Origin of the sequence: Glaesserella sp., from assembly GCF_041817755.1 — a bacterium.
In the GTDB taxonomy this organism is placed as follows: domain Bacteria; phylum Pseudomonadota; class Gammaproteobacteria; order Enterobacterales; family Pasteurellaceae; genus Glaesserella.
Genome location: NZ_JBGYBX010000021.1, coordinates 24,131 through 30,130, shown reverse-complemented (window position 1 = coordinate 30,130; position 6,000 = coordinate 24,131). Strand labels below are relative to the sequence as shown.

Below are 6,000 nucleotides of genomic sequence, written 5' to 3'. Positions count from 1 at the left end.
GTTTTAATACGAGAGAAACCGCAAGTTAGAGATAGCTTGCGGTTTTTTTTATTTTGCGAAAGTAATGAAACAGAAGAAGAAAAGAAGAGAAGAATGAGGCTGACAAGCGGTCGGATTGCGGGGGAATTTTGCAAATGTTGGAAAAGAGAATGGTAAAAAATTAAACATAACCTAGTTTAGAAGGATAAAATAGTGGTTTCAGCTTATACTCATATAGTTAAAAACCACTATTCTACCTGTATTTTTATCAGAAAGATTATTGTATTGATGCAATATATTTCAACATTACCCCGGCTGCAATCGCAGAACCAATCACTCCAGCTACATTCGGCCCCATGGCGTGCATTAACAGGAAATTCTGTTTGTCGGCTTCAAGTCCAAGTTTGTTGGATACGCGAGCTGCCATCGGTACGGCAGAAACGCCGGCAGAACCTATCAGTGGATTAATTGGATTTTTACTGCTAAAGCGATTCATGATTTTCGCCATAATCACACCGCTTGCAGTACCAATACCAAAGGCAATAATACCTAGCGCTAAGATTCCTAAGGTTTGTGGTTGTAGGAATTTATCGGCGATTAATTTTGAACCGACGGATAAACCAAGGAAAATGGTGACGGTGTTGATTAAGGCATTTTGAGAAACATCGCTGAGTCGTTCAACTACGCCACTGACACGCATGAGGTTACCAAAACAGAACATCCCCAACAGTGGAGCGGCATCCGGTAATAGCAATGCGACTAAAACCAATAACACAATCGGGAACAATACTTTCTCACGGGTACTGACATTTCGCATCTGTACCATTTTGATTTTACGCTCTTGTTCAGTCGTCAATGCGCGCATAATCGGTGGTTGGATTAATGGTACCAACGCCATGTAGGAATAAGCTGCAACGGCAATTGCGCCTAATAACTCAGGGGCCAGTTTACTCGCAAGGTAAATGGCTGTCGGACCATCCGCACCACCGATAATACCGATCGCTGCGGCTTGTGGCAGAGTGAAATCAATAATGCCAAGCCAGTTTAATCCCACAGCACCCAGTACAGTCGCAAAAATCCCAAACTGAGCGGCTGCACCAAGGAGCAAGGTTTTCGGGTTCGCAAGTAAAGGTCCAAAATCAGTCATCGCACCGACCCCCATAAAGATCACCAGTGGCGCAACACCCGATCCAATTGCCACTTGATAGAATTGGGCTAACACACCAGATGTGTACCCAAAATCTCCCGCAAGAACTTCAAGCTCATGGCGAACTGATGGCAGGGCTAAACCTAATGCTTCCTTAATGGCGTTTGGATCGACTTGGCTACCCAATTTTTCCGCGACCATCGCAAGTTGCTGTGTCGTGCCGTGATGAAGCAAGTTATCAAGAGCCGTCATGGCTAAACCAGCTTCGGGGATATTCGAGAGCAAGCCCCCGAATCCAATAGGCAACAGCAACAGCGGTTCAAATTGTCGGGCGATGGCGAGCCATAGCAACAAGAGACTGATAGCAATCATAATGGCTTGCCCTAGCTCAAGGTGCATGATCCCCATGCCTTGAATTAATGCTGACAAACTTTCCATATTTCCCCCTAGGCGATTTGCATCAGCGTATCACCCACGCCGACTACATCACCTGCTTTCACTTTAATGCCTTGTACTGTTCCGGATTTTGCCGCACAGATTTGGGTTTCCATTTTCATCGCTTCAAGGATGAGTAATACATCACCTTCAGCGACTTGCTGTCCTTCATTTACTACAACTTTGATGATATTTCCTGCCATCGGTGCATTGACTGGCTCGCCGTTACCACAAGCGGTCGCTTGTGGCGCAGAATTTGCAACTGGGGCAACAGCTTGAGTTGGAGCAGGGGAGGCTATTGGCGCAATATTGCTGATGTCACCACCTTCACTGACTTTCACGACAAAGGCTTTGCCTTCTAATTCAACGGTGTAAACCGCGGAACCCGTCGTTTGTGCTACCGGTTTTTCTGCTTTTGGTGCCATTGGTTTGGTACTCTCTTTGGTAGGAACTGGCTCAAAAGCATCTGGATTGCCACGATTTTCTAAGAATTTCCATCCGACTTGTTGGAAGAGTGCAACAATCAATACATCATCAATACTATTTTCAGCTAATGTAATGCCTTTTTCTTTGGCTTGGGCGGTAATTTCAGTGGTTAATTTTTCCACTTCAGGCGCAAGATGATCCGCAGGGCGATCGGTAATCGGTGCTTTACCTTCTAACACTCGGGCTTGTAATTCGGTATTGACCGGTGCAGGTGTGCGTCCGTATTCGCCTTTTAAGATACCCGCTGTTTCTTTCGCAATATTTTTATAACGCTCGCCCATAAGTACGTTAATCACTGCTTGTGTGCCGACAATTTGTGATGTTGGGGTGACTAGCGGAATATAACCGAGATCTTTACGCACTTCCGGGATCTCTTTTAACACCAAGTCTAATTTATCCGATGCATTTTGCTGTTTTAACTGGCTTTCAAGGTTGGTGAGCATTCCACCCGGTACTTGGGCGACTAAAATGCGACTATCTACACCTTTTAATTGTCCTTCAAAGGCATGGTATTTTTTACGTACTTCACGGAAGTAAGCCGAAATTTTTTCTAATTGCGGAATATCCAAACCGGTGTCATAAGGGGTATGTTGTAACGTGGCGACTAGCGCTTCCGTTGCAGGGTGCCCGTAAGTGCCGCTCATAGAGGAGATGGAGGTATCTACGCCGTCCACACCTGCTTCAATCGCTTTGAGTAATGCCATTTCCGCCATGCCGGTGGTGGAGTGGCAGTGCAAATGTAATTCGACATCATAACGGGATTTAATTTCTTTGACCAAATCATAAGCTGCCATTGGTGTGAGAATACCCGACATATCTTTAATCACTAACGAATCAATGCCGATTTCAAGTAACTGCTCGGTGACATCCAGCCACGTTTGTGTCGTATGAACGGGGCTGGTGGTATAACTTAACGTCCCTTGCGCATGTCCGCCGTATTTACGCACCGCTTGTAATGCGCATTTCATATTGCGAGGGTCATTCATGGCATCGAATACACGGAAAACACTCATACCGTTTGCCACGGAACGATCGACAAAGCGTTCGACCACATCATCGGCATAATGGCGATAGCCTAATAAATTTTGTCCGCGCAGTAGCATTTGTAGTGGGGTTTTCGGCATCGCTTTTTTCAATTCACGTAAGCGCACCCAAGGATCTTCTCCTAAAAAACGGATACACGCATCAAAAGTGGCTCCGCCCCACGCTTCTAATGACCAATATCCGATCTCATCTAAGGATTTGGCGATCGGCAACATATCATCTAAACGTAAACGGGTTGCGAATAAAGATTGATGCGCATCTCTTAATACCACATCAGTAATAGCAATTTTTTTCGGTTGAATAGTCATTTTATAATCCTCTTATTTAAGACCTTGAGTACGGCGGTGATGCGCGATAGCCGCCACAATAACGGGGCGTAGGCGTTCTAAATCATTTGGTGTGTTAGAGTGAATCGGTGGGGATTGAGAGGGGGATGGCGTTGTCTCAATCATCGGTTCGGGAAAATAGCGATTAATCAGACTCGACATCAGTTGAATGGCGAGGATCAGCAAGAACAGGAATAACATCACAAATCCCATTCCGACAAACATCAGATTAATGCCTTCCGTAATCAGTTCGGTATTGGTCATAGAAAGTTCTCCGAAGATGAAATCCTTTCGTACTGTAGATCAATTTTGTTAGCATTTCTATAATTTAAATCAAATTATATTTGCAAAAATTTTACAAAATAACCTTTATTGATCCGTTCGTATTCGCCAATAAGTCGCAAAACGAGGCTTGCCGCTTTGGGTTAAACCGCGATATTTATAGGTGATTAACGTGCCGATGGCAGGTGGATTATCCCGTTCTTTATCGGAAAAGCCCGAACCGATACGAAAACGCCCGCGATGATTTTCACAAGTCACTGCGCCCAGTTTGTCGGCATATTTCCCTTTACCTTTATGATGGGCAATCACGGTACATTCTTCATCCAGTACGGTTTTCAGCTTTAAAATTTGAGCCGAACGCCCTTGAATGTAAGGTGAATCCGGATTTCGCACCACGACGCCCTCACCGCCAACCTGTTGAATTTGCTCAAAAAATTGATTGAGATGCACTTTATCCTTGACGGGAATTTGTTCAATAATCTCAATATAAGGTGTTGGATTCTTCGCAAGGTAATCTTGTAGAACCTTTAATCGATCAAATAAATTTCCCTCGGCATTCGGCACATCAAAGACATGTAATTTCAGCTTATACCAACCTTTCGGCGAGGAGGAACGCACCGTTGCAGAGATTTCCTCAAATTTCCCCCGCTCGCTGAACAACTCGCCGTCAATCGCAAAGGGCGGAAAGCCTTGAACAAAATAATCGGGCGGTAAAAACGGATAACCTTGGCGGCTGATGAGTTGTTTACCGTCCCAAAAACCGCGTACACCGTCCAGTTTCTCGCTCATGACCCAACCGGTCACTTCTTGGTCTTTGTATTGTTCCAATAACATTAAGTTAAAGGGTTGAGCACATAACGTTGAACTAAAAAAGAAGAGAAAAAAGCGCCACATAGAACCTCCGTTAAAAATCGGAATGACTATAGCCAAGTGCGCAAAAAAGATCCGAATGAAAACCGTGTTTTTCGACGGTGATCGAAAAACGGAAAAAAACGCTTGAATATCGGTAATCGACTTGTTTCGTTGTTGACAAGCGGTCTGTTTTAGGGAAAATTTTGCAAAAATGTAACAATAACCGACCGCTTGCGTCTAATGGAGAGCCGTTATGCAAAAATTACTGTTTATCATCAATGCCGCGCCTTACGGCAACGAAACGTTTTTCAGCGGATTACGTCTTGCCTTACAACTTCAAGAGCAGCATGACGTTCAATTGAAATTATTTTTAATGTCGGATGCCGTGAGTGCGGGATTGGCAAAACAAAACCCGGCGGAAGGCTATCACGTCCAACAGATGTTGGAGATTTTAACGGCGCAAGGTGCGTCGGTGAAATTGTGTAAAACTTGTACCAATGCCCGTGGCATAACGGATTTACCGCTTGCGGCGGGCGTGGAAATCGGTACGCTTGCGGAGCTTGCCGATTGGACGGTAGACGCCGACAAAATCTTAAACTTTTAGGTGTAGAAATGACAACAAAACTGACTCCCGATGAAGCAATTGATATTGCCTACGATATTTTCTTAGAGATGGCGCCGGAGAATTTGGATCCCGCCGATATTTTACTTTTTAATCTTCAATTTGAAGAACGTGGCGGTGTAGAAGTCGTCGATACCGGCGAGAATTGGGAGGAGGAAATCGGCACGTTAATTGATCCGGATGCATTTGTCGAAGTTTGGGTCAGTCTGTATAACGATCAAGACGAAATCGAAGACGTTTTCGCCCGTTTCTTAATTTCACATGATGCCGACAACCGTGAATATCATGTGATTTGGAAGGAGTAACGCATGGCGGATATTTCCGAATTTTCACAACAGTTTCGTGAGGCGATGGCGCATTTGTCGGCGGCGGTAAGTATTGTGACCAGTGCCGGTGAGGCGGGTAAAGTCGGCATAACCGTTTCATCGGTTTGCTCTGTGACCGATTCGCCCGCCACGCTACTGTTTTGCATTAATCAACGCAGCGAATTGCACGATATTATCAAGCAAAACGGTAAAGTGGCGGTGAATGTGCTGAATCATGAACAGGACGAGTTGGCAAAACATTTTGCTGCGATGTTACCGAGTACAATGGAGGAGCGTTTTGCTTGGGACATTTGGGATGAAGGCTATGCGGCGCAGCCGGTGTTGCGCCATGCCATTTCATCCTTGCAAGGGGATATTGTGGATACGCACGAAGTCGGTACCCATACGGTTTTTATCGTGCGTTTGGCGGACATTCAAACATCACCGAATCACAGTTTGGTGTATTTCGGGCGGCAATTTAAGCGTGTCGAAATTTGATAACAATCAAACAGATAGAAAAGA

General features: G+C 45.0%; 7 protein-coding genes. 3 read left to right on the top strand and 4 right to left on the bottom strand.

Annotation, left to right across the window (positions count from 1 at the left end; all coding sequences use genetic code 11):
- Positions 1 to 256 precede the first annotated feature (256 nt).
- The 4 genes from ACEYKX_RS02165 to ACEYKX_RS02150 form a co-directional block, all read right to left on the bottom strand.
- On the bottom strand, positions 257 to 1,564 hold the full coding sequence (locus ACEYKX_RS02165; protein ID WP_373767948.1) for a sodium ion-translocating decarboxylase subunit beta: 1,308 nt from the start codon (positions 1,562 to 1,564) through the stop codon (positions 257 to 259).
- A gap of 8 nt (positions 1,565 to 1,572) precedes the next feature.
- On the bottom strand, positions 1,573 to 3,399 hold the full coding sequence (gene oadA, locus ACEYKX_RS02160) for a sodium-extruding oxaloacetate decarboxylase subunit alpha (RefSeq protein ID WP_373780389.1): 1,827 nt from the start codon (positions 3,397 to 3,399) through the stop codon (positions 1,573 to 1,575).
- A gap of 12 nt (positions 3,400 to 3,411) precedes the next feature.
- Positions 3,412 to 3,681 carry an oxaloacetate decarboxylase subunit gamma gene (locus ACEYKX_RS02155; RefSeq protein WP_373767946.1) on the bottom strand — a complete coding sequence of 90 codons (270 nt, stop codon included), beginning with the start codon at positions 3,679 to 3,681 and terminating at the stop codon, positions 3,412 to 3,414.
- 105 nt (positions 3,682 to 3,786) lie between these two features.
- Positions 3,787 to 4,593 carry a DNA ligase gene (locus ACEYKX_RS02150; protein WP_373767945.1) on the bottom strand — a complete coding sequence of 269 codons (807 nt, stop codon included), beginning with the start codon at positions 4,591 to 4,593 and terminating at the stop codon, positions 3,787 to 3,789.
- A 211-nt stretch (positions 4,594 to 4,804) separates the two neighbouring features.
- Between ACEYKX_RS02150 and ACEYKX_RS02145 the strand changes: the two genes are divergently transcribed.
- From ACEYKX_RS02145 to hpaC, 3 genes are read left to right on the top strand one after another with little or no spacing between them, the layout of a single operon-like run.
- Complete coding sequence (locus ACEYKX_RS02145; protein WP_373767944.1) at positions 4,805 to 5,155, top strand: DsrE/DsrF/TusD sulfur relay family protein; 351 nt, start codon at positions 4,805 to 4,807, stop codon at positions 5,153 to 5,155.
- A gap of 8 nt (positions 5,156 to 5,163) precedes the next feature.
- Positions 5,164 to 5,478, top strand: a complete 315-nt coding sequence (locus tag ACEYKX_RS02140) for an HI1450 family dsDNA-mimic protein (RefSeq protein WP_373767943.1) — start codon at positions 5,164 to 5,166, stop codon at positions 5,476 to 5,478.
- A 3-nt stretch (positions 5,479 to 5,481) separates the two neighbouring features.
- Complete coding sequence (gene hpaC / locus ACEYKX_RS02135; RefSeq protein ID WP_373767942.1) at positions 5,482 to 5,976, top strand: 4-hydroxyphenylacetate 3-monooxygenase, reductase component; 495 nt, start codon at positions 5,482 to 5,484, stop codon at positions 5,974 to 5,976.
- Positions 5,977 to 6,000 lie beyond the last annotated feature (24 nt).